At 61.0% G+C, this 20,185-nt stretch carries 26 protein-coding genes and 1 riboswitch; of the genes, 17 read left to right on the forward strand and 9 right to left on the reverse strand.

The window, feature by feature from the left end; genetic code table 11:
* Nucleotides 1–14 precede the first annotated feature (14 nt).
* The 3 genes from AB8A38_RS09980 to AB8A38_RS09990 form a co-directional block, all read right to left on the reverse strand.
* Nucleotides 15–581: a PRC-barrel domain-containing protein gene (locus AB8A38_RS09980; protein ID WP_439085864.1), complete on the reverse strand. Its 567-nt coding sequence runs from the start codon at nucleotides 579–581 to the stop codon at nucleotides 15–17.
* A gap of 80 nt (nucleotides 582–661) precedes the next feature.
* Nucleotides 662–1,039, reverse strand: coding sequence for a PRC-barrel domain-containing protein (locus AB8A38_RS09985; RefSeq protein ID WP_439085865.1), 378 nt, complete (start codon nucleotides 1,037–1,039; stop codon nucleotides 662–664).
* Nucleotides 1,040–1,196: 157 nt separating this feature from the next.
* Nucleotides 1,197–1,784: a hypothetical protein gene (locus tag AB8A38_RS09990; RefSeq protein ID WP_439085866.1), complete on the reverse strand. Its 588-nt coding sequence runs from the start codon at nucleotides 1,782–1,784 to the stop codon at nucleotides 1,197–1,199.
* A gap of 170 nt (nucleotides 1,785–1,954) precedes the next feature.
* On the opposite strand from AB8A38_RS09990, the gene AB8A38_RS09995 reads away from it, so the two are divergent.
* Both AB8A38_RS09995 and AB8A38_RS10000 read left to right on the forward strand, forming a co-directional pair.
* Nucleotides 1,955–2,692 (forward strand): response regulator, encoded by a 738-nt coding sequence (locus tag AB8A38_RS09995; protein ID WP_089267366.1) that lies wholly within the window; start codon nucleotides 1,955–1,957, stop codon nucleotides 2,690–2,692.
* 4 nt (nucleotides 2,693–2,696) lie between these two features.
* A complete protein-coding gene (locus tag AB8A38_RS10000) occupies nucleotides 2,697–4,025 on the forward strand; it encodes an ATP-binding protein (protein WP_439088487.1) in 1,329 nt (442 codons plus the stop codon).
* Between the two features lie 3 nt (nucleotides 4,026–4,028).
* Here AB8A38_RS10000 and AB8A38_RS10005 read toward each other — a convergent pair whose 3' ends face one another.
* A complete protein-coding gene (locus AB8A38_RS10005) occupies nucleotides 4,029–5,516 on the reverse strand; it encodes a hypothetical protein (protein WP_439085867.1) in 1,488 nt (495 codons plus the stop codon).
* A 218-nt stretch (nucleotides 5,517–5,734) separates the two neighbouring features.
* On the opposite strand from AB8A38_RS10005, the gene AB8A38_RS10010 reads away from it, so the two are divergent.
* The 8 genes from AB8A38_RS10010 to AB8A38_RS10045 all read left to right on the forward strand — a co-directional run bounded on the left by AB8A38_RS10010 (nucleotide 5,735) and on the right by AB8A38_RS10045 (nucleotide 13,028).
* The gene (locus AB8A38_RS10010) at nucleotides 5,735–6,241 is read left to right on the forward strand and encodes a transglycosylase SLT domain-containing protein (RefSeq protein ID WP_439085868.1); all 507 of its coding nucleotides are present in this window, start codon (nucleotides 5,735–5,737) and stop codon (nucleotides 6,239–6,241) included.
* 73 nt (nucleotides 6,242–6,314) lie between these two features.
* Nucleotides 6,315–6,459, forward strand: a riboswitch (TPP riboswitch).
* Nucleotides 6,447–7,484, forward strand: coding sequence for an FAD-dependent oxidoreductase (locus tag AB8A38_RS10015; RefSeq protein ID WP_315841297.1), 1,038 nt, complete (start codon nucleotides 6,447–6,449; stop codon nucleotides 7,482–7,484). Its footprint overlaps the riboswitch before it by 13 nt.
* Entirely contained in the window at nucleotides 7,475–7,672 is a 198-nt protein-coding gene (thiS, locus tag AB8A38_RS10020) for a sulfur carrier protein ThiS (RefSeq protein WP_068732274.1), read from the forward strand. Before AB8A38_RS10015 ends, thiS begins: the two co-directional genes overlap by 10 nt.
* A 6-nt stretch (nucleotides 7,673–7,678) precedes the next feature.
* Nucleotides 7,679–8,461: a thiazole synthase gene (locus AB8A38_RS10025; RefSeq protein ID WP_439085869.1), complete on the forward strand. Its 783-nt coding sequence runs from the start codon at nucleotides 7,679–7,681 to the stop codon at nucleotides 8,459–8,461.
* On the forward strand, nucleotides 8,448–9,056 hold the full coding sequence (locus AB8A38_RS10030) for a thiamine phosphate synthase (protein ID WP_439085870.1): 609 nt from the start codon (nucleotides 8,448–8,450) through the stop codon (nucleotides 9,054–9,056). The genes AB8A38_RS10025 and AB8A38_RS10030 overlap by 14 nt, the downstream gene beginning before the upstream one ends.
* Before the next feature lie 31 nt (nucleotides 9,057–9,087).
* Nucleotides 9,088–11,016: a phosphomethylpyrimidine synthase ThiC gene (gene thiC / locus AB8A38_RS10035; protein ID WP_439085871.1), complete on the forward strand. Its 1,929-nt coding sequence runs from the start codon at nucleotides 9,088–9,090 to the stop codon at nucleotides 11,014–11,016.
* A gap of 65 nt (nucleotides 11,017–11,081) precedes the next feature.
* Nucleotides 11,082–12,173: an imm11 family protein gene (locus AB8A38_RS10040; protein WP_439085872.1), complete on the forward strand. Its 1,092-nt coding sequence runs from the start codon at nucleotides 11,082–11,084 to the stop codon at nucleotides 12,171–12,173.
* A 633-nt stretch (nucleotides 12,174–12,806) separates the two neighbouring features.
* Entirely contained in the window at nucleotides 12,807–13,028 is a 222-nt protein-coding gene (locus AB8A38_RS10045) for a helix-turn-helix domain-containing protein (RefSeq protein ID WP_439088488.1), read from the forward strand.
* Nucleotides 13,029–13,037: 9 nt separating this feature from the next.
* Here the strand turns inward: AB8A38_RS10045 and AB8A38_RS10050 are convergent, their stop codons facing one another.
* Nucleotides 13,038–13,307 carry a hypothetical protein gene (locus tag AB8A38_RS10050; protein WP_439085873.1) on the reverse strand — a complete coding sequence of 90 codons (270 nt, stop codon included), beginning with the start codon at nucleotides 13,305–13,307 and terminating at the stop codon, nucleotides 13,038–13,040.
* Nucleotides 13,308–13,526: 219 nt separating this feature from the next.
* On the opposite strand from AB8A38_RS10050, the gene AB8A38_RS10055 reads away from it, so the two are divergent.
* Nucleotides 13,527–13,907 (forward strand): RidA family protein, encoded by a 381-nt coding sequence (locus tag AB8A38_RS10055; protein ID WP_439085874.1) that lies wholly within the window; start codon nucleotides 13,527–13,529, stop codon nucleotides 13,905–13,907.
* Between the two features lie 6 nt (nucleotides 13,908–13,913).
* On the opposite strand, the gene AB8A38_RS10060 is transcribed toward AB8A38_RS10055, so the two are convergent.
* Nucleotides 13,914–14,417, reverse strand: a complete 504-nt coding sequence (locus AB8A38_RS10060) for a DUF2380 domain-containing protein (protein WP_439070782.1) — start codon at nucleotides 14,415–14,417, stop codon at nucleotides 13,914–13,916.
* A 198-nt stretch (nucleotides 14,418–14,615) separates the two neighbouring features.
* Here AB8A38_RS10060 and AB8A38_RS10065 point away from each other — a divergent pair, with 198 nt between their 5' ends.
* Nucleotides 14,616–15,221: a collagen-like protein gene (locus tag AB8A38_RS10065; protein ID WP_439085875.1), complete on the forward strand. Its 606-nt coding sequence runs from the start codon at nucleotides 14,616–14,618 to the stop codon at nucleotides 15,219–15,221.
* 52 nt (nucleotides 15,222–15,273) lie between these two features.
* Here AB8A38_RS10065 and AB8A38_RS10070 read toward each other — a convergent pair whose 3' ends face one another.
* Entirely contained in the window at nucleotides 15,274–16,338 is a 1,065-nt protein-coding gene (locus tag AB8A38_RS10070; RefSeq protein ID WP_439088489.1) for an alpha/beta fold hydrolase, read from the reverse strand.
* Between the two features lie 255 nt (nucleotides 16,339–16,593).
* On the opposite strand from AB8A38_RS10070, the gene AB8A38_RS10075 reads away from it, so the two are divergent.
* From AB8A38_RS10075 to AB8A38_RS10095, 5 genes are all read left to right on the forward strand, one after another.
* Nucleotides 16,594–16,947: a hypothetical protein gene (locus AB8A38_RS10075; RefSeq protein WP_439085876.1), complete on the forward strand. Its 354-nt coding sequence runs from the start codon at nucleotides 16,594–16,596 to the stop codon at nucleotides 16,945–16,947.
* A gap of 148 nt (nucleotides 16,948–17,095) precedes the next feature.
* On the forward strand, nucleotides 17,096–17,341 hold the full coding sequence (locus AB8A38_RS10080; protein ID WP_439085877.1) for a DUF2188 domain-containing protein: 246 nt from the start codon (nucleotides 17,096–17,098) through the stop codon (nucleotides 17,339–17,341).
* A 12-nt stretch (nucleotides 17,342–17,353) separates the two neighbouring features.
* Entirely contained in the window at nucleotides 17,354–17,590 is a 237-nt protein-coding gene (locus tag AB8A38_RS10085) for a hypothetical protein (protein ID WP_439085878.1), read from the forward strand.
* Nucleotides 17,591–17,732: 142 nt separating this feature from the next.
* On the forward strand, nucleotides 17,733–18,338 hold the full coding sequence (locus tag AB8A38_RS10090; protein WP_068732246.1) for an MSMEG_1061 family FMN-dependent PPOX-type flavoprotein: 606 nt from the start codon (nucleotides 17,733–17,735) through the stop codon (nucleotides 18,336–18,338).
* 116 nt (nucleotides 18,339–18,454) lie between these two features.
* Nucleotides 18,455–19,045 carry a hypothetical protein gene (locus AB8A38_RS10095; protein WP_315841283.1) on the forward strand — a complete coding sequence of 197 codons (591 nt, stop codon included), beginning with the start codon at nucleotides 18,455–18,457 and terminating at the stop codon, nucleotides 19,043–19,045.
* 21 nt (nucleotides 19,046–19,066) lie between these two features.
* On the opposite strand, the gene bfr is transcribed toward AB8A38_RS10095, so the two are convergent.
* Both bfr and AB8A38_RS10105 read right to left on the reverse strand, forming a co-directional pair.
* Nucleotides 19,067–19,552 (reverse strand): bacterioferritin, encoded by a 486-nt coding sequence (bfr, locus tag AB8A38_RS10100; protein ID WP_068732242.1) that lies wholly within the window; start codon nucleotides 19,550–19,552, stop codon nucleotides 19,067–19,069.
* A 150-nt stretch (nucleotides 19,553–19,702) separates the two neighbouring features.
* Nucleotides 19,703–19,990 (reverse strand): (2Fe-2S)-binding protein, encoded by a 288-nt coding sequence (locus AB8A38_RS10105; RefSeq protein ID WP_068732239.1) that lies wholly within the window; start codon nucleotides 19,988–19,990, stop codon nucleotides 19,703–19,705.
* Nucleotides 19,991–20,185: the final 195 nt, after the last annotated feature.

Here is a 20,185-nt window from a genome sequence, read left to right on the forward strand (position 1 = left end):
GACGCAAAAACGGCCTACATCGCATACTTGAACTCAGGTATCGCCTTCAGTTGATCCTTGCTGGCACCGCTGAGCACCGCATGGTCAGGGTACCAAGGATTCGCCTTGGCGGGCGTAGCGGCCGCGGGCGTAGCGGCCGCCGGCGTAGCACCCGTGGTGGCTGCACCCGTGGTCATGCCGCTAGGGGGCGAGGTTGGCTTCATGCCCGACGAACCGCCAGTTGAAGACGCCATTGTTGAGACCGGCTCGTTCACGAATTTGATCTTGTCATAAGGCACGGCGATTAGGTGTTCGCCGACGCCAAGAAAACCACCGACGCCGATCACCACCGCCTTGATGTTCCCCTGCTTGTCGGTCAGGAGATCGTTGATCGAACCGAGGCTCTCATTGGCTTCGTTATACACGCTCAGACCGACCACCTTCGATGTACGCCAGTTGCCATTGAACGTCGTATCAGATGCGGTGACCGGCGCAGCCGCCGGAGTTGTGGTTGTCGTTGTTGCGCTCGGGCTCTGCGCGAAAGCTGCAGTCGCCAACAGCGCCGAACCAACGATACCCGCCGTCATATATTTCTTGAACATATGTTCCTCCTGTCGTTGTGGGTGGTACAAAACCAACGCGGAGATACAATGACTGTTCCGGTTCCAGCCAAAATTGGGCGTTAGAATTCGCCCCAATAGGGTGCGACGCCATAGTGGCGATGCAGCGCCTCTTCCTGCGACCTGTCGCCCCAGTCGAACTCGCGTTTCTCGGTGAACGACGGCGCGCTGCGCAATTCCTCTTCGCTGATATCAAGTTGATAGGCGTCGAGCGTGCGATTGAAGGTCAACCGCACCCAAGGCAGTGGCAGTAGGTTCGAACCGAGGCCGAGAAACCCGCCGAAGCTGAGAATGGCGTAGGACACTTTGCCGCTGATCTTGTCGATCATCAGCCGCTCGATATGACCGATGCGTTCGCCGCTCGGACGCCGCACGGCTGTTCCCTCGATCCGGTCGCTCGCAATCAGGCTATGCGGCTTCGTCATGACGTCGGGAGTCATTGTCGCCTCCATAAATCAATTGAAGGGGTAACAATGCCCGGACGTGTTCCTTGTTCCGGCAATAGCGCGAAAGTGACGTACACAAAAGAAACCACCACCCTTCCCTTGCGGGAAAGATGGTGGCGTCTACCTGGTCGTACGCGTCGCGGTCTTCGTATCAGGTCTGGTAGTCGATCAGCAGCGCGGTGAAGGACGCCTTGCTGCTGGATGCCGTCGTGCTGGTCCCGCTCGCGCTATAGGCACTCGAGGACGAGGCCTCCAGCGATTGCTTCAGCGAGTCCAGGAACTGCTTCATGATATCGGAGATACTGGTCGCACTGTCCGTATCATCGGTGCTGTCGGTGCTATCGGCGCTATCCGACGGCGGACGGCCGCCGGGACCACCGGGAGGTGGACCGCCGGCACCGCGAGCGCCGCCAGCTCCCCCCGGGCCATCGGCAGAGGCTGACTGGAACACGCCCTGCAATTCGGTGGCCTGGTCGGAGGTCAGCTTGCCGCTGGACACCTGGGCACTGATGAGATCGTCGATCTTAGATTTCATATCGTCCGGCGACGGCCGGCTGCCGCTGCTCTGGCTCGAACGGTCGGCCTGCAGCGAGGAGTCGATATCGGTTAAAGCAGAGGACAGCGCATCCTGATCGCCGCTGCTGATCTTTCCGGAGGAAAGCTCGGCCTGCAGCTCCTGCTGCAGTTTTTGAAGGGGGGATTGGTAGGAACTGCTGGACGCAGCCGAGATAGAGGTCATGATCTGCTCCAAGGTGCTTGCTTAGTGCTCGCAACTTGCGGTTAACCTTCTTAACGAGGTCTTGTTATCGCCTTGCTGACATGTTGCGGGTTGTTGCGCCCCAGACACCAGCAATAGTCCGAAACAAAAAACTTCTGCAGCCCGCGCCGATCCCGGCCAAAAGAGTTCGCATGGCAAACGTACCGAACATCCTGGTCGTAGAAGACGACCGCGAAACCCGTACGCTGATCGCGAAGTATCTGCGTACCAATTCCTGCAACGTCACCACAGCTGCCGACGGGCGCGAGATGGAAAAGGTGATGGCCGACACCCGTGTCGACCTGCTGATCCTCGACGTGATGCTGCCCGGCGAAGACGGCCTCAGCCTGTGCCGCAAGGTGCGCGCCGAGTCGCAACTGCCGATCATCATGCTGACCGCGCGCGGCGAAGACGTGGACCGCATTCTCGGCCTCGAAATGGGCGCCGACGACTACCTGCCAAAGCCCTTCAATCCGCGCGAATTGCTGGCACGCATCAATGCGGTGCTCCGCCGACAGGCCACGGCGCTCAATGCGAGCGCTACGCCGAACGCCACGGCGCTGTCATTTGCTGGCTGGCAGATCGATCTGCGCCTGCGCGAATTGCGCAATCCCGAAGGCGCCCGCGTCGCCATGACCTCGGCCGAATTCGATCTGCTGCGCGCCTTTGTCGAGCGCTCCGGCCGCGTGCTGTCGCGCGACAGCCTGCTCGATCTCACGCAGGGCCGCAGCGCCGGATCGTTCGAACGCAGCATCGACGTGCTCGTGAGCCGTATCCGCCGCAAGATCGAGATCGACCCGCAGGACGCGCAAATGATCAAGACCGTGCGTTCGGGCGGCTACATGTTCACGCCGACTGTGGAAGCGGTCGCCACGGCGACGACCAACTAGTTTCATCAGGATGTTCAGCGTCCTCAATCTGCGTCGGATCAGCGGCCAGATCACCGCCCTGGTGGTGATGTCGATCGTAGCTATCCACATCGTTCTCTCGCTGCTGTTCACGCTGATGCGGCCGGACCCGAATGATCAGGAGCGGGATCGTGGCCACGGCGAGTTGATCGCGATCGTTCGCTTGCTGAAGGCGACACCGATCGCCGATCGCCCGGAACTTCTGGTCAATCTGAAAAACGCCTTTCCCAAATTCGATATCCGGCCAGTCCCTCGGGATGCAACGATCACGACCGACAATGGCCCCGACTATCCGCGTCACAGCTTACGCCGGCTGCTTGGTTCCGACGCGCGACTGCTGACGATCGGTGACTCGCCGGACCGGATCGGGATCACCCTCCCGGACGGCGACATGTTCTCCTTCAGTAGTCTGCCGGAGCGACGACCAGGCTTCTTTCTGGGCGGTCCCTGGGTTCTGACGTTTCTGTTCGTGGTAATCAGCCTGACCCTGCTGGGCCTGTGGGCGGCCCGCATGCTGTCCGCGCCGCTTTCGGCCTTTGCCAAGGCAGCGGAAGAGTTCAGCCTGAACGGCTCGGCTGAGCCCCTGCCCGAGCGCGGCCCCGAAGAAATTCGCTCGGTGGCACGCGCGCTGAACCGGATGCGCGAACGCATCGGCACATTGATCGACGACCGCACCAAGATGCTCGCCGCCATCAGCCATGATTTGCGTACGCCGATCACCCGTCTGCGGCTGCGCTCGGAATTCATCGAGGACGACGGCCATCGCCGTCACATGCTGCGTGACCTCGATCAGATGCGCTCGATGCTCGAAGCGGTGCTATCGTTCCTGCGCAACGACCGCCGGCTGGAGGAGATGACGCTGACGGATATCGCCACAACCCTGCAGCTGATCGCCGACCAGTTTGCCGACATCGGCCATATGGTGACCTACCAGGGCCCGTCCCATGCCATGGCGATGGCAAGACCTGACGATCTGCATCGCGCAGTGACCAACCTGGTCGAGAACGCCGTGAAGTTCGGATCGGAAGCGAATATCTCTCTGACGATGTCCGAGGGCGGCGCCATCATCGACGTCGCCGATGATGGTCCTGGCATTTCGGACGCACAAAAGAGCGCGATGCTGCAGCCCTTCGTACGCGGCGACGACGCCCGCAACATGGATCATGAAGCTGCCGGCTTCGGTCTCGGCCTGTCGATCGCCCGCGCCGTAACGCTGGCCCATGGCGGCGAATTGACATTGCTGGATCGCCAGCCGCGTGGCCTGATCGTGCGCATCACGCTGCCGGCACGCGATACGGACAGAGCCGCAGCGTAGCGCTCAGTTCGCCTTCACCGCAGGCGCAACGCTGTGGACCGCACCCGGTTTGCGCAGATGAATCGTGGCGATGTCATCGCTATAGATCTTTTCCCAGCCATCGACGCGATCGAGCAGCTTGGTCGCCGCGCTCTGGGTTCGCAGCAAGGTCGCCTCGATGTCGTAGTCCTTCAGCAGCCGGAAAAGATCATCAGGCTCGATCAGACCGCTGGCATTGTTGTGATCGACCATCAGCTTTGTCCCGAACAATTCGGTACGGCCGTCGATGAAGGTCGGTACGCCACGCGCGATCAGATAGCCGCCGAAGTCGTAGTCGTTGAAGACGCGGCTGAGCTTGAGTTTCTGGAGTTCAGTCACGGCCTTTGCAGGCGCAGCCGCCTCGCGCGGCATGTAGCGCTGCATGGACGCCAACACGAATGTGCCTGCGATCAGACAGATCGTAATCCCAGCGAACAACAGGCCGCGCTGCGGCGATACATGATTGGCCTCTGGCCGCTGCGGTCCGCCGATCTGCAAGCCAAGCGGCGTCGCCAGGACCAGCGGCGCCAGCAACGCCAGCACTTCCGCGTTGCGCACATGGCTGAGCGCCATGAACACGAAGCCGATCACGAGCACGATGCGCATCGGCGGCAGCGTGATGCCGCGCCATAGCGCCAGCGCGAACGCCACCAGCACGGTCAGTTCCAGAGGCCCGGCATGATTGAAATTCGCAGGCCGCCACTCGCCGATCAGCGCCAGCGCTTCACCGAGATTGAGAATGCGACGCGACGCCAGCAGCGAGTCCCAGCCGTAAGGAGTCACGCAACTTGCTGCCAGCGCGGCAATGCCGAACAGCGCCCAGCGCAGCAGCAGCGCGCGCTGCATCGTCTTCGGTGCATGCCAGATCGCATCGATCCCGATCGGACCGATCAGCGCCAATCCGAGAATGAAGCCGCCATGCAGGTTGGCCCATAGCGCCATCAGCGGCAGCAGCCAGAACGATGGCACGCTCCTGCGATCCATCGCATTTACGAGGCCGGCGACCCATGCCACCATCACCGGCATCGCCAGCAGATGCGGCCGCGCGACAACGTGCCCTGCCATCAGCGCCAGCGCCGTGGCAACCAGCACTAGCGTTGCTGTGGTCGGCAGCCGTTTGTCGAGAAACCGTGTCAGCATCGCGATGGTCACGGCGACAGCGACAGCGCCAAGCACCACGGGGCCGGTCCAGCCGGCCACACCATAGACCAGCGCATAGAGCACCTGCGCTAGCCACTGCGTGGAGATCCATGGCTGGCCTCGCATCGTGAAGGAATAGATGTCGGTCTGCGGCACCGCGTGGTGATCGAGAATCCACTGCCCCACTGCGATCTGCCAATAGGTGTCGGGATCGTTGAGCAGCGCCTTGCCCGCCGCCAGCAGCAGCGCATAGACCGCAATCCCTGCCCAGAGCGGGAGCAGCCCGTGCATCGTCTTGCGGGTCACGACGGAATGGGTGGCGGACATCGTCATGCTCGGCATGCCCCTGGAAAACCGCAAGAAAAGCGCTGGAATACCGCAGCAAACCACGACAGGGCATAATTTGGGGTAAATATCGGGCCGAACTGGCGAATCTGGCCTACAGAAAGACTCAATTCGAGCCCTCATCTCGGATAATTGAATCGGATGGTTTAGGCCGTCTGAAAGACTGCCTCCGCTACTGGCGGAGAACGAAGTTTTCGAGACCATTCATGAAACGTATTTCTCTGTCCCTGGCGACGATTCTGGTTGTTGCCGCGCTTCCGCAACTGGCATCCGCGCAGCAGCGTGCCGACTACGACGCCATGGTTGCCACCCATGCCCAGGCCAATGGCGTGCCCGAGGCGCTGGTACATCGTGTGATCGTGCGCGAAAGCAAGTATCACCCCAATCTGATCGGCCGCGGCGGCACCATCGGCCTGATGCAGATCAAGCTCGCGACCGCCCGCGGCGTTGGCTACACCGGCACTGCCGAAGGCCTCCGCGATCCCAACACCAATCTCACTTATGCGGTGAAATATCTCGCTGGCGCCTACCGCGCCGCGGACGGGAATCACAACCGCGCGGTGTCCTACTATGCCGGCGGCTACTACTATGCCGCGAAGCGCCAGCGCCGTGACGTTTCCGCGCCGCCGCATCAGCCGATCTTCGCCAAGGATGCCGAGCGCCTGCACCTGCAGAACACGGCCAATGCCAACGCGCAGGCTCCAAAGCCCTAATTGTGCGTGATCAGGTGGAATCCTGGGGAATTCCTGGGGCGCGTTGACACGCCCATCCATAGGTTTACATTAGAGTCGTTCCGAGGGGGGCTCCGACGAGGAGCTGAGATACCGCAAGCTTGCACTTTTCCGGTTCCGGAAGAGACGCGCGAGACCGCGGTGACCCTTTGAACCTGATCCGGGTCATGCCGGCGAAGGGACAGGGATGTTTCAGACTACGCAATCTCCGCGCGGGGACTCTCCCGTGGCGGGTCAATCGATATCAGTCATTGGCGCTGGCATTGCCGGCGCTTGGCAAGCGTTGATGCTGGCCAAGGCGGGCCACGCCGTGACGCTGCATGAGCGCAGCGACCAGGGTATGCGCGACGCCACCAGCCATTGGGCCGGCGGCATGCTGGCGCCCTGGTGCGAAGCCGAGGTCTCCGAGCCCGTCGTCTCCCGCCTGGGCTTGCGCGCACTCGATCTGTGGCGCGAGGAACTCCCCGACACACCGTTCAATGGCTCGCTGGTCGTTGCGCATGCGCGCGACCGCGCCGATTTCGAGCGCTTCGCGAAAATGACCTCCGGCCATACGCGGCTCGATGCGGCAGGCGTCGCCGAGATCGAGCCCTCGCTCGAAGGCCGGTTTCGTGACGGGCTGTTCTATCCCGGCGAAGGCCATGTGGAGCCGCGCCGCGTGCTCCCGCAACTCCATGCGCGGATCACCACCGCCGGCGGCATCATCAAATACAACAGCGAGCAGCAGCCGAAAGATCTCGACGGCCTGGTAATCGACTGCCGCGGGCTTGCGGCACGTGATGATGCCAGCACGCCGAAGCTGCGCGGCGTCAAAGGCGAAATCATCATCGTCGAGACCGACGAGGTGCAGCTCTCGCGCCCCATCCGCCTGATGCATCCGCGCTGGCCGCTTTACGTGATCCCGCGCGCGAACAATCGCTTCATGCTCGGCGCCACCTCGATCGAGGGCGAAGACACCGGCGTCAGCGTTCGCTCCGCGCTCGAACTGCTCGGCGCCGCCTATGCGGTGCATCCGGCCTTTGCCGAAGCGCGCATTCTCGAATTCGGCTCGGGACTTCGTCCGGCCTTTCCCGACAACCTGCCGCGCATTGCGATCGACAAGAACATGATTGCGGTGAACGGCCTCTATCGCCACGGCTTCCTGCTGGCGCCTGCGCTGGCGGAGCTGACGCTCAACTATATCAAGCGTGGCGAGATCGACAATGAGGTGATGCAATGCAAGTGATCGTCAATGGCGAGCACCGCGAGATCGAGGCGTCGCATGTCGGCGCGCTGCTGCAGGAACTGGACTATGAAGGCACGCATTGCGCCATTGCGCTGAATTTCGACGTGGTGCCACGCAGCGCCTGGGCGCAGACGCCACTGAAGGCCGGCGACGAAATCGAGATCATTACGCCACGGCAGGGAGGCTAATTCCTGATGGTGAGTTTTTACGGCAAGGAATTCAAATCCCGCCTGCTGATCGGCAGCGCGCTCTATCCGTCGCCCGCGATCATGCAGGACGCGATCCGCGCCTCCGGCGCCGGCATCGTCACCGTGTCGCTGCGGCGTGAATCCGCCGGCGGCAAGACTGGTGATGCGTTCTGGTCGCTGATTAGAGAGCTCGACGTTACCGTACTGCCGAACACCGCGGGCTGCCGCAGCGTGCGCGAAGCGGTAACGACCGCAAAGCTCGCGCGCGAATTGTTCGGCACGTCCTGGATCAAGCTTGAAGTGATCGCCGACAACGACACGCTGCAGCCAGATGTGGTCGGCCTCGTCGAAGCTGCCGATATCCTGATCAAGGACGGCTTCGAGGTGTTCCCCTATTGCACCGAGGACTTGAGCGTCGCGATGCGTCTGGTGGATGCCGGCTGCAAGGTGGTGATGCCATGGGCGGCGCCGATCGGCTCGGCGCGCGGCATCATCAATGCCGATGCGTTGAAACTGCTGCGCGACCGCCTGCCTGACATCACACTGGTCGTCGATGCGGGCCTGGGCGCGCCGTCGCACGCCGCCGAAGCCCTCGAACTCGGCTACGACGCCGTGCTGCTCAACACCGCCGTCGCCAAGGCGGCCGATCCCATCGCCATGGCCAATGCCTTCCGCCTCGCCGTCGAGGCCGGCCGCACCGGCTTCGAGGCGGGCCTGATGGGCGCGCGCGACTTCGCTTCTCCTTCCACTCCAGTCATCGGGACACCGTTCTGGCATGCCGTATCCTGACCGTTTCTATCCCGTCGTCGACACCATCGCCTGGGTGAAGCGCCTGACCGCGCTCGGCGTCGGCACCGTGCAACTTCGCGCCAAGGATCTCGACGACACCGCAGCCACCACGCTGTTTCGCGAGGGGCTGGCCCTTACGAATGGCACGAAAACGAAGCTTGTGGTCAACGACTACTGGCGCGTCGCGATCGACCTCAAGGCGCAGCATCTGCATCTTGGCCAGGAAGATCTGGCCGACGCCGACGTGGCCGCGATCCGCAAGGCCGGCATCACGCTGGGCCTCTCGACCCATGACGAGGACGAACTTGAAACCGCCTTGCGCGCGAAGCCGGATTATGTCGCGCTGGGGCCGATCTTCTTCACCACGCTGAAATCCATGCGCTTCGCGCCGCAGGGCATTCCAAAAATCTCGGTCTGGAAGAAGCGCATCGGCACCCTGCCGCTGGTCGCGATCGGCGGCATCAAGTTCGAACAGGCCGAGGAGATCTTTGCCGCCGGCGCGGATTCCATCGCCGTCGTCAGCGACGTCACCCAACACGCAGACCCGGACGCCCGCGTCCATCAATGGCTTGGCGCATCCGCCAAAGCCGCCTGACATTTCAAGAACGACAACGGAGGATTAGTCCATGAACATCCGCTCCAATCCCGACACCACCCTGCCCGCCGTCACCACCGGCAACCTGCCCTCGTCGCGCAAGATCTACGCGATCCCGGAGAGCGCGCCCGACCTGCGCGTGCCGCTGCGTGAGATCATCCTCTCCGAAGGAGCCGGCGAGCCGAACCTGCCCGTGTATGACACGTCGGGTCCCTATACCGATCCGGACGTGCTGATCGACGTCAATAACGGCCTGTCCCGCGCGCGCCTCGATTGGGTGAAGGAGCGCGGCGGCGTGGAGGAATATCAGGGCCGCGAGATCAAGCCGGAAGACAACGGCAATGTCGGCGCAGCGCATGCCGCGAAGTCGTTCAAGGCCTATCACAAGCCGCTGCGCGGCGTCGGCGATGCCATGATCACCCAGTATGAATTCGCCCGCGCAGGGATCATCACCAAGGAAATGATCTACGTGGCCGAGCGCGAAAATCTCGGCCGCAAGGTCCAGCTCGAGCGCGCCGAGGCCGCGCGCGCCGATGGCGAGAGCTTCGGCGCCGAAGTGCCGCTGTTCGTCACCCCGGAATTCGTGCGCTCGGAAATCGCGCGCGGCCGCGCGATCATCCCCTGCAACATCAACCACGCCGAACTCGAGCCGATGATCATCGGCCGCAACTTCCTCACCAAGATCAACGCCAATATCGGCAACTCGGCCGTGACGTCGTCAGTGGAAGAAGAAGTCGACAAGATGGTGTGGGCGATCCGCTGGGGCGCCGACACCGTGATGGACCTCTCGACGGGCCGCAACATCCACACCACCCGTGAATGGATTCTGCGCAACGCGCCGATCCCGATCGGCACCGTGCCTATCTATCAGGCGCTGGAGAAGTGCGACGGCGATCCGGTCAAGCTGACCTGGGAGCTCTACAAGGACACGCTGATCGAGCAGTGCGAACAGGGCGTCGACTATTTCACCATCCATGCCGGCGTGCGCCTTGCTTACATCCACCTCACCGCCAACCGCGTCACCGGCATCGTCTCGCGCGGCGGCTCGATCATGGCCAAGTGGTGCCTGGCGCATCACAAGGAGAGCTTCCTCTACACGCATTTCGAAGAGATCTGCGACATCATGCGCAAGTATGACGTGTCGTTCTCGCTCGGCGACGGCCTGCGCCCCGGCTCGATCGCCGACGCCAATGACCGCGCACAATTCGCCGAACTGGAAACCCTCGGCGAACTCACCAAGGTGGCATGGGCGAAGGGCTGCCAGGTGATGATCGAAGGCCCCGGCCATGTGCCGCTGCACAAGATCAAGATCAACATGGACAAGCAGCTCAAGGAATGCGGCGAAGCGCCGTTCTACACCCTGGGACCACTGACCACCGATATCGCGCCGGGCTACGACCACATCACCTCGGGCATCGGCGCTGCCATGATCGGCTGGTTCGGCTGTTCGATGCTGTGCTACGTGACGCCGAAGGAACATCTCGGCCTGCCCAACCGAGACGACGTCAAGGTCGGCGTCATCACCTACAAGATCGCAGCGCATGCCTCGGATCTCGCCAAGGGCCATCCCGCCGCGCAGCTCCGCGACGACGCGCTGTCACGTGCGCGCTTCGACTTCCGCTGGCAGGACCAGTTCAATCTCGGCCTCGATCCGGAAACCGCCGTCGCCTATCACGACGAGACGCTGCCCAAGGACGCCCACAAGGTCGCACATTTCTGCTCGATGTGCGGACCGAAGTTCTGTTCGATGAAGATCACGCAGGATGTGCGCGACTATGCAGCAACCCTCGGCGACAACGAGAAGGCCGCACTGAACCTCGGCGGCACGGCGACAATGGGCATGAGCATGTCGGGCGTGATCGAAGACGGCATGGCCAGCATGAGCCAGAAGTTCAAGGACATGGGCCAGCAGGTCTATGTGCAGGCGCAGGCGGTGAAGGATAGTAACAAGGCGCTGTAGGCCTTCATTGCGATCAACAATCTTTCGTTGTAGACCCCGGCTTGAGCAGTGCCGGGGTCTTTTTTATGTCGAACACTTCGCCTGAAGATCTTTTGCATCGCATGATGACGATGAGCGAACATGACCTATCCGATCTTACATCGGCTGTGAATGCGGCGAATCTCGGCGCCGCCGTGACCATGGCAACAGCGGCCGGAAGCGCAAAGGATATCCTTTGGCAGCAACTTGTGCGAGCCGGCTGGTTAGTAGCAATAACGGACGTCTGCATTGAACGAACGAACCTGTTCAAGGTGCACCAAACCGGCGTCACCCCTCTGAGACGGTTGACATCGGAATTGTACAGCAGGAGGCAGCAGCAGATTTTGACCGAGATCAATGAGAATCTTCAAATGCAGAGCCCGAGAGAACGTCGCTTTAAACTTCTCGTTCCGTCGAACTCCAGTTACTTGGGAATCTCCGGCAAAGTTGGCTCAACTCCCGACACAGGAATTTTGACCGGAAGCCGTCAAGGATGCGCTCGAAATTGTCTTCCGAGATATATCAACGACCTGACCTTCACAGTTGCAAGACCTGAAGGGTCACGCGAGCAGCTACAAAACTTCTATCTTGTTGAGGAAAGCCCAGGATACTTCTTTATTTTATCCTCAATTCTAGCAGATTTTCTTCGCCAGCAATTTGATCCAAGTGACATTCAGATCGCGCCCGTCCAGCTTAGGCACAGCAATGGAGCAGCGGTAGAGGAACGCTATTTCGCTGTAAAGATTCTTAAAACCGTCGACTGCATCGATCCGGAAAATTCGTTCGGAAGACGAATACCGTGGGGCGATGATCGTCTACCATTTACCGAATGCACCGTCTCTTACGACCTAGAGCAAAGCGTCGCCGCTGATTTTGCCAATGTTGGCAAGGAGCAATACGTATCTTACCCGGATTCAACCGAACAAGTTTTCAATGTCCGCTTGCGCGAAAGCAACATCGCACTGGGGGATCGTCTTTTCTACCCAGCACTATGGCCAGGATTCTTGATTGTGGAAGAGTCCTTTGGACAGGCACTGGCACAGCTCTGCTTCGGCGGAACTCCCGGCTATTATTTTTGGATGTTGGATTTGGAGAATGTTTGCGAAGGGCATCGGCAGCTTCGGATCGCTCTTCGTTAGAGAAAGTGTAAAGGTCGGAGCCCGTGAACCCATCATAACTCCACCGCACCAACGCCATGATGGCGGCATAGCGCCATGCGCGGCCAAGTCTGGCTGCGATCGCGTCGCTCCCTTAATCTTCGCCGCTGTCACGAAGCATGCCACCTTAAGGCGTTGGAGGCCTGATCGATGGTTTCCTTTCGCGCATTCGTTGTTGCTGTCGGTGCGGTGCTCACTCTCACCTCAACCGGCATCGACTGCTGACAAGATGATGATGAATGCCATGGCGGCTGGATGGTCGAGCGGCCCCTCCTCGGCTGCTGCGCGACTACAACCAGCTGATCGAAGCCTATAACCGCGGTGCCAATATCTAGCGCGGCCCCTGTGCGCTTATCGAAACGCCGGGTTTCAAGGCGCCGAGGCAGACAAAGCGATTTTTTGTTGCAAAGTTCCGGCGGTACACCCAATGGTACCCACTCATTAACCTTTCGTTAACCAATCGCGCCCAACCTGCCGCAACGCAACGGCTGGGGGCTGTTCGTTCTCGATGTTGTTGCTTCGCGTAACGAAGCAGGCGTTGATCGGGAGATACCCATGATCCAGGAATCCCTTTACGAGTCCCTTGGTCGCCCGCGTGACGATTCGCCGGCTGAAATGGACATGTTTGCGCCCTCGTCAGATCCCAGCGAGGTCGTGACGATGCTGATCGGCGCGACAGTTCATGAGGTGGAACGCGAGCTGATGCTGCAGACGCTGGCGCGTTGCGACGGCAACCGCACCCACGCCGCCCGCGTGCTTGGCGTCTCCGTCCGGACCATGCGCAACAAGATCAGACAGTATTCGGCCGATGGCGCGGCCGTGCCGGCACATGGATAGCTGATGGCGCTATTGCAGGAGCGTGCTGGCATCCAGCACCCATGTGGAGCCCTGCAGCCGGCCTTCGGTCTGCATCTCGACATCGACCAGATGCGCCTTCGGCTCAAAGCCGCGAATTCTGACAGTGAGCGGCCTGGTGAATTGCCATGCCTCGCGCGCCTGCAGCAGGCCATCCTGATACGACGCCAGAGTTTTTGAATCGCCGGCTTTCTTCAGTGCCTGCCATCGCGCCAGCTTCGCGCGATCCTCGAACCAGATCGAATCCGGTTTTACCTGCATGGACGCCCCTAGGCGTAACTCGCCGGCATGCGTTGCGCTCGTGAGGGCCAACAAAGTCAGCAGCGCCAGATATGATTTCATATGTCGTTACCCGTTGCCCTGATGAGAGCGTAAGTCGCCGCGAATCCCGTTCCGGTTCGACAGGGCTCGGCAATTCGCGGGCGCACCTTGCGTAGACCTGCTACGCTGCCTCGTCACACATGAGCGCGAGGCCTGATCATGCCCATCCAGCACTTCCCGCCCCCTCCCCGAATCAAGGCGCCGCCGCTTTCCTATGCGGCGCGGGTCGGCGATCTCCTGTTCGTCTCCGGCATTCCCGGCTTCGACGCTGATGGCCAGTTGCCGGAACAATTCGAGGCGCAGTTCGGATTTGTGGTGCGCACGATCAAACGGGTGCTGAAGGATGCCGGCACCGACATCTCGCACCTCGTCAAAGTCAACGTGCTGCTGACGCGCGCGACCGACGTGGCTCCCATGAATGCTCTGTATGCCGAAGCCTTCGGACCACCGCCCTATCCGGCGCGCACCACTTGCGTGGTTCAGGCGCTGCCCAATCCGGCGATGCTGATCGAGATCGAGTGTGTGGCTTCGCTACCGTGAGGGCGCTCATCGGCCGGCCATCGCATCCTTCACCGTCTCGCTGACGAAATCGGCGGCGCGGCGGAACGCTGTGTCGGTATCGCCTCGGAAGGTGACGGCGCGACGCATCACCAGCTGCTCGCGCTCGACATCGAACAACTGCACCTCGCCCCATTGCACCAGCGTACTCATCTTGCGGATGCCACCATAGACCAGGTAACGCGCGCCGTCGCGCCGCGCTGCGGCGACGAGATCGTCGGGCGCCATGCTGACGGCAGTGCAGGCGGGCTGCGGACAGGCGGGGCGCACCACGCGGTAGTCGCGCTGCGCCAGTCCGTCGCGCAGCAGTGCAGCAAAGATGGTCATGCGGTCGCGATGCTGCGCGGATTGGTCAGCCTCCTCGCCGGACGTGTCGCTATAGTCGAAATCGGCCACCGCGACGGCGAGCTGTCCGGCAGCCGCGGCCGGCGACGGTGCTCCCAGCAGCGCTACCGCGCCGCACAGCAACCGCAGAACCTGCCCTCTCCGCATGTTCTCCTCCCTGATTTTCTGTTCGCCGCCACGCCAAACTGCGCGGGTGCCAGCAGGTCAAGCGACAGCCGATGCTAGTCCGCATGTGGTGAAGCGCAACCGGCAATGTCTGTGGTGCCATGGCAGCAGCGGCGAATTGAAGCCGTCATCCATCCCCTGTTAAAAGCGGCCGGACAGAATCAATACGGAGTGTGAGGCGTGGCAAAAGATACGATCAGCCAAACCGGATTACGCGGCCCCCGCGGCGAACCGGGGCTTCCCGGCCCGCAAGGCCATCCCGGACGGCCGGGGCCGGAAGGCGCGCAGGGCAAGCCGGGCCTGGCCGGCAAAGCCGGCGCCAATGGCAAGCCGGGGCCGCAGGGCAAGCGCGGTGAAGCAGGCCCTCAGGGCAAGGCTGGCGTCAATGGTAAGGCTGGCGCCGACGGCAAGCCCGGTCCGATCGGACCACAGGGCAAGGCCGGGCCGCAGGGACCACGGGGTGAACAGGGCCTTCAGGGCAAACCCGGCGTGCAGGGTGAAGCCGGGCCGCGCGGCGAACAGGGTCCTCCCGGCACGCTGCCAACCCTCGAGCAGATCATGCCGTGGCTGCACATGGTGTTCGATGCCTGGGAAGACCACCGCCAGATGCGCGCACGCGAAGCGCAGGAGCGCGAGGAAGCCCTGCGGCTTGAGCAGCAGCAGGAAGTCGTCGAGCGTGTCGCTGCGCTGATCGAAGCCGACACCACAGCAACCGACGAGCCGGCTGACGACAATGACGGCGAGAAGAAAAAGAAGAAGCGCAAACACAAGAACAAGGACGACTGACGCATCGTCCCCCAAAGCGGCACGGACATGGTCCGTGCCGTCCTGCCCTCGCCTACATGGTCCGCTGCGGCGCGGTCTGCAGCAACTCCTGCAATTGCTGTTTGTAGAATTTCGCACCGCTCGTGGTGAGATGACCACGGGTCTCGGTGCTCGCCGGGATCAGCAGCAGTTTCGCATGTTTGATCCGCTTCAGCGCGGCATCCATCAACCCGGTCTCCGGCGGATTGCGCTCGTCATCGGCAGCGTTGATCGCGAGCACGACGGATGTGATCTTCTCCAGACCTGCTGATGGATTGTAGTCGCGCGACGATTCCCACTGATAGATGAAATCATTTGCATCGGCGACAAACGGCGCCTTGAGCCGGTCATCGACATTCTTGTCGGCGGCCTCGCTGGTCGACGCCAGCATCTGATAGGCCAGCGTGCCGCCAGCTGTTGCGATGCCATACATCACGCTAGCAAATTTTATCATGCCAGGCTGCGATGTGTGGTTACCGCCCTTGTAATCCGGATCGGCACGCACGGTCTCGATCATCATGCGCCGCATCATCCAGTTTCGCGCGCTCATCTCGGTCGGTTGCGACGCCATCGGCACCAGGATGTCCATCACATCAGGATACTTCGTACCCCAGATCCAGGCATGCATGCCGCCCATGGAATTGCCGATCACCATCCGCACATGCTTGATGCCAAGCCCTTCGATCAGCAGCCGGTGTTGGGCATCGACCATGTCGTCGTAATTGTACTTCGGAAATGCTGTCTTCATCCCGTCAGAGGGCTTCGATGATTTGCCGTGGCCGAGCGCATCGGGAATGATGATGTAGTATTTCGTGGCATCGAGCGGCTGGCCCGCGCCGAACATCTCGCCCGCAAAAGCAGGCGTCAACATGTTGAGCGCCGAACCGCCGGTGCCATGCAGCACCAGCACCGGCTGGCCGTTCGGCTCACCTACTGTCGTGTAATGCAGCTTCAACTCGGGCATCACATGGCCGGTATGAAACTTGAAATCCTTCGCGATCCAGTCGCCCTGTTTTGGCGCAGGATAATCGGCGGCGAACGCGGTCACGGCAGCAAGCGAAGCACATGTCACAACAGCAGCAGCGCACAACGCGCGCATAGAACGGCTGGGCATCGTCATCCTCCCCGGCGCAGCCATTTGATCAGGCCGCTTGACACAGATGCTAGCATGGCACCATGACCCAGCAGACCAACAGATCGATACTGCAGCGCAGCGATCCCCAGTTCGTCGCTCCGGGTATAATTTTTGGGCAGGCATCGCCGCCATAGCTCGGGCTTAATCATCGCAAGAATCCGAGTCGTCCCGTGCGGCACCCGGCGTCCGCGCGTGATGCAACACCGATGTGAGGTTCGCATGCGGGGATTGATTCAAGTGGTGCTGCTGGCAGCCCTCACCGTGATGGCGACGACCGCTCACGCCATCGATCGCGGCCAGTTCAACGATGTGCCCGACGATATCCGGAACTGGTTCAAAAGCGTCATCAGCCCTAATGGCGTGCCGTGTTGCGATATCTCCGACGGCCATCGCACCGAATATGACGTCCGCAACGGCGCCTATTGGGTGCCGATCGAAGGCATATGGACGGAGGTGCCGACGCGCGCCGTGATCCGCGATCGCGGCAACCCCGTCGGCGAAGCCGTCGTCTGGTATGTGCGCCATCGCGGCGAGATCATCATCAGCTGTTTCGTTCCAGCTGACGCCGTGTGATAACGATCACGAAACGGTGCCAGGGTGCGGCCTTGCAATCCACAGGCAATCGGGCCCAATTTGAGGCTAATTCTGCGCGCGGCGCGTTAGGTCATTCTGGCCTCGCCGTCACCTCGCCGCGGGCACTACAGGATGAAGAGAGACTGATATGACGGAAGTGACCTATGTGATCGTCGAGCATGATGGCGGTTGGGCCTATAAGGTTGGCGCCGTCTTCTCCGAGCCGTATGCGACGCACGCACTCGCCAGCGCAGCCGCCAAGCGCGCCGCGGCCGAGCAGAGAGTGCCGGGACGCACCGAGGTGATTGCCTATGAGGACGAAAAAGGGCAGTGGCACGAGGAAACTGCCTCGGGCAGTGATCGTCCCAACACCCACATCATCGACAAGGCCTGATCGCGAAGACAGGTGAATGATCCGACTGACGTCAACGCGTCCAATGGCGCCGGCATTCCGTATCTCGCCATGCCGGAGAAGTTGTTGCTCATCACGCCCGCCTGGGCGCCCTTCGCACGCGAACTCATCATCGCCAGCGGCGTCATTGAAATTGCAGCATCGCTTGCACTCGTGACACGCACGCGGTTGCGTTGGTGGGCCGGCGTCATCGATTGGCCCGAGCCACACAAAGACGCCACAGGCCCATAGCGAACGGGCCAAATCAGCAAGCAGCATACGTTAGGGATTCACATGGTGACTCCGGCGTCGGTTGCGGTGCTGTCTGCGCGACTTTTCCGCGAGGCGCCAGCATGCTAGTTTTGCACCATCAAATTGCATCGGGAGAGCAGACGTGACCGACGTCGCAGCAGACGAACTCCGCACCATTTATCCAACGCCGCATCCGCGCGTGATCGCCAAGGCGCGACCGACGCTCGACATGCATTCCAGCAAGTTCATCTCGCTATCCCCGTTCTGCGTGCTGGCCTCGTCGGGCCCGGACGGCACCGTCGACGCCTCACCGCGCGGTGGCGGCGTCGGCTTCGTTCGGATTGCCTCGCCGACCGAGCTGCAGATGCCGGATCGTCCTGGCAACAATCGCATCGATACGTTCCAGAATCTGATGGCCGGCAGCGGCCATGTGCAGCTGATCTTCTTCGTTCCGGGCATCGACGACACCTTGCGTGTCAGTGGCGTCGCCAGGCTGATTAAAGATCCGGAACTGATGGCGTCGATGGAAGAGTTCGGCAAGCTCCCGCGCGCAGTGTTGAGCATCACCGTGACCGAAGCCTATTTTCATTGCGGCAAGGCACTGATGCGTTCGAAGCTGTGGTCGCCTGAGGTGCAGGTGAAGCGCTCGGTGATGCCGAGCATCTCCGAAATGGTTCACGACCAGACGAAACTCGGTGAACCGATGACCCAGGAACAGATCGACGTCGCCTATCGCCAGCAGTTGTAGCTCGTCAGCCTCGTCCGGATCCAAAAGGAGCGCCGGCAGCCGCGGCCATCCACGCACAACCTCTATTTGAAATTATCACCTAAGGTTGTATAATCACGACGCTTGGGGAGAGCGTTGTGCGTGGCGTTGCGTTGATCCAGTTGATGACGGTCGCGGGCCTCATCCTAGGCGGCTGCGTGCGTGATCCATTCGTGACGGAACGGGACGAAACCTATGCCGGCGAATGGTTGATCCCGCACCAGATCGACCGCATTACCGGGGCCGAACTACCGAGCGCCTATGTCTTTGCCGAAGCATCAAACAGCAATGTGGATTTTCCACGCGTCTCGTCATTGCTGCTGACATGCATCGATGGCGCGCCGCTGATCCGCTTCGCCTTTGATTTCAAGATCGGCAGCAACCGCAACACGGTGCTCGGCTATCGCTTCGATGGAAAACCTGGTCACGACGACGTTGGCTCGCGGGTCGTGCGGGGAAACCAGATCATCGTCATCGAAGACAAGGCGGAAATCGCAACCTTCGTCAGCGAGCTTGCCGGCGCGAAGACACTCTATGTCCGGATCAGGTCGATCAACGGCGGCCGGACAGCCGTCGAATATCCGCTGGAGGGATCGACTGCGGCGATCCGTGCGGCATTCGCGAAATGCGATATGCCGAAACCGCCCCTGCCGGAACAGGGGCGGACGACATTGTCCGGCGTCTATTGAGCCGCCACAAACGATCCAGGCTCAGAACTCGCTCTCAAGGCCACCCATGTGCTTCTGGGTGTAGAGATCGATGCCGATCCGCTCGATCAGATCGAGCTGGGTTTCAAGGAAGTCGATGTGACCTTCCTCGTCCTTCATCAGCTTTTCGAACAGATCGCGCGAGACGTAATCCTTGACGCCATGGCAATAGGTGGCGGCTTCTTCATAAAGCGTGCGGGCGCCAATCTCGGCGGCCAGATCGCATTCGATGATTTCCTTGACCGTCTGGCCGATGCGCAACGGATCGAGAACCTGCATGTTCGGGAAGCCGTCCAGGAAGAGAATGCGATCGGTAAAACGATCCGCATGATTCATCTCTTCAATGGATTCCTTGCGCCACATCTTGGCCATGTCGACCAATCCCCAGTGATTCAGGAGCCGGAAGTGCAGCCAATACTGGCTGATCGCTGTGAGCTCACTGCGCAGGCCCTTGTTGAGGAATTCGATGACCTTCGGGTCGCCCTTCATGATGTTCTCCTGTCTGCCGAACCCGTCCGAAACAGGCCCTCATCTAAATTTAGAATCCTTCTAAATCAGATTCAACAACAGGACAACCCTTCTTTGCCCAATTCGGCAAGGGGCGTGAAAAAGCTGGAAAGCTGTAGAATTTATAAGAGCTTAGGCTGCCGCTTCGATCGAGGCAATATCTGCCAGTTCGATATGCGCATGAGTCTCGGTGTGAGACTGCCCATGAGCCGCCGTATGCGGACAGCCGGCACAGCAGGATTTGGCACAAGCGCCCAGCGCTTCGTCCATGATCTTCTTGATCGTCCGTACGCACCGTCCGCACTGGGCGCTGCAGCCGAGGCATCCATAGACCTGCCCCGGCGTACGCGGCGGACGCGCTCCGGCAACGGCACTACGGACATCATGGTCGGAAAAGACGTTGCAGGAACAAACGATCATGAGATGAAGGCGAACTCGCAGGTCAGGACCCCTCTTGGATATGGAAGAGGCCGACCCGATGCAAAAGGAAAACGCCGACTTTGAAGCTATTCCAAACTACTGATCGCATGGAAGAAATTGGAACGAATCTAAAATTCGTCTGAGCGCTCGCAAGCCCGTGATCAGAAGACGGCTAGCCGACAGAATGCCCCTATC

Origin of the sequence: Tardiphaga sp. 839_C3_N1_4 (assembly GCF_051811045.1) — a bacterium.
Taxonomy (GTDB): domain Bacteria; phylum Pseudomonadota; class Alphaproteobacteria; order Rhizobiales; family Xanthobacteraceae; genus Tardiphaga.

Bases quoted from the DNA above. Each gene is read 5' to 3' on its own strand.
- thiS (WP_068732274.1), top strand. From the start codon at position 7,475: ATGCAAGTGATCGTCAATGGCGAGCACCGCGAGATCGAGGCGTCGCAT.
- AB8A38_RS10025 (WP_439085869.1), top strand. From the start codon at position 7,679: ATGGTGAGTTTTTACGGCAAGGAATTCAAATCCCGCCTGCTGATCGGC.
- AB8A38_RS10050 (WP_439085873.1), bottom strand. From the start codon at position 13,307: ATGCAGGTAAAACCGGATTCGATCTGGTTCGAGGATCGCGCGAAGCTG.
- bfr (WP_068732242.1), bottom strand. From the start codon at position 19,552: ATGAAGGGCGACCCGAAGGTCATCGAATTCCTCAACAAGGGCCTGCGC.
- AB8A38_RS10080 (WP_439085877.1), top strand. From the start codon at position 17,096: ATGACGGAAGTGACCTATGTGATCGTCGAGCATGATGGCGGTTGGGCC.
- AB8A38_RS10060 (WP_439070782.1), bottom strand. From the start codon at position 14,417: ATGCGGAGAGGGCAGGTTCTGCGGTTGCTGTGCGGCGCGGTAGCGCTG.
- AB8A38_RS10070 (WP_439088489.1), bottom strand. From the start codon at position 16,338: ATGCGCGCGTTGTGCGCTGCTGCTGTTGTGACATGTGCTTCGCTTGCT.
- AB8A38_RS09990 (WP_439085866.1), bottom strand. From the start codon at position 1,784: ATGACCTCTATCTCGGCTGCGTCCAGCAGTTCCTACCAATCCCCCCTT.
- AB8A38_RS09985 (WP_439085865.1), bottom strand. From the start codon at position 1,039: ATGACTCCCGACGTCATGACGAAGCCGCATAGCCTGATTGCGAGCGAC.
- AB8A38_RS09995 (WP_089267366.1), top strand. From the start codon at position 1,955: ATGGCAAACGTACCGAACATCCTGGTCGTAGAAGACGACCGCGAAACC.
- AB8A38_RS10075 (WP_439085876.1), top strand. From the start codon at position 16,594: ATGCGGGGATTGATTCAAGTGGTGCTGCTGGCAGCCCTCACCGTGATG.
- AB8A38_RS10030 (WP_439085870.1), top strand. From the start codon at position 8,448: ATGCCGTATCCTGACCGTTTCTATCCCGTCGTCGACACCATCGCCTGG.
- thiC (WP_439085871.1), top strand. From the start codon at position 9,088: ATGAACATCCGCTCCAATCCCGACACCACCCTGCCCGCCGTCACCACC.
- AB8A38_RS10010 (WP_439085868.1), top strand. From the start codon at position 5,735: ATGAAACGTATTTCTCTGTCCCTGGCGACGATTCTGGTTGTTGCCGCG.
- AB8A38_RS10105 (WP_068732239.1), bottom strand. From the start codon at position 19,990: ATGATCGTTTGTTCCTGCAACGTCTTTTCCGACCATGATGTCCGTAGT.
- AB8A38_RS10040 (WP_439085872.1), top strand. From the start codon at position 11,082: ATGTCGAACACTTCGCCTGAAGATCTTTTGCATCGCATGATGACGATG.
- AB8A38_RS10055 (WP_439085874.1), top strand. From the start codon at position 13,527: ATGCCCATCCAGCACTTCCCGCCCCCTCCCCGAATCAAGGCGCCGCCG.
- AB8A38_RS09980 (WP_439085864.1), bottom strand. From the start codon at position 581: ATGTTCAAGAAATATATGACGGCGGGTATCGTTGGTTCGGCGCTGTTG.
- AB8A38_RS10045 (WP_439088488.1), top strand. From the start codon at position 12,807: ATGGACATGTTTGCGCCCTCGTCAGATCCCAGCGAGGTCGTGACGATG.
- AB8A38_RS10015 (WP_315841297.1), top strand. From the start codon at position 6,447: ATGTTTCAGACTACGCAATCTCCGCGCGGGGACTCTCCCGTGGCGGGT.
- AB8A38_RS10005 (WP_439085867.1), bottom strand. From the start codon at position 5,516: ATGACGATGTCCGCCACCCATTCCGTCGTGACCCGCAAGACGATGCAC.